Genomic DNA, 583 nt, shown 5'->3' on the forward strand with positions numbered 1-583 from the left:
CGCCCGTGCCGGCGTCCAGGTTGACGACGTGATCACGCGCGTGGCCGGGCGCCGGTTCAAGAGCGATGAGGAGTACCTGGAGGCTATGGCCAAGGCTACTAAGTCTCCGACCTATCCAGTGGAGCTCATTCGCAACGGCGCGGCTCTCACGCTTACACTCGACCGTGAGTTGCGCCCTACGTTCACGGAAGCGGTGGTAGCACCTTTAGCCCACATACAAGCCCATCCGGCCAGCGGGACGGCTTCATCGGTGGCTGACGAACTCGCTAAGCTTCTCAAACTGAAAGATCAGGGCGTGCTGACGCAGGATGAGTTCGATGCCCAGAAGGCTAAGCTGCTGGCACAGTGATTGGCGCGTTAGGGCCTTCTCCTAATTTGTCCGGCAGGTGCATTGGCCAAGAGCCGACCTGGATTAGCCAATTAGAACACCACGTCCACGCACCTTGAGGGCGCGATCTATGCCGAGCTCCCTTTAGGGTCCCCGGCTACCGGTAGGTCATCTCCACAGCGCATGGCTGCGCCAATGACCTGTTCTCGAATTTCAGCGCCATCAGAGTGGCATCTAGCGTCGGCTAATACATTG

1 protein-coding gene is annotated in these 583 nt (G+C 59.2%); it reads left to right on the forward strand.

Going from position 1 to position 583, the window contains the following annotated elements; translation table 11 throughout:
* On the forward strand, nucleotides 1-349 hold a 349-nt coding region (locus tag IG80_RS0111665), incomplete at its 5' end, for an SHOCT domain-containing protein (protein WP_232224418.1).
* Nucleotides 350-583: the final 234 nt, after the last annotated feature.

It is taken from the genome of Candidatus Paracaedibacter symbiosus (assembly GCF_000757605.1).
Lineage (GTDB): Bacteria > Pseudomonadota > Alphaproteobacteria > Paracaedibacterales > Paracaedibacteraceae > Paracaedibacter_A > Paracaedibacter_A symbiosus.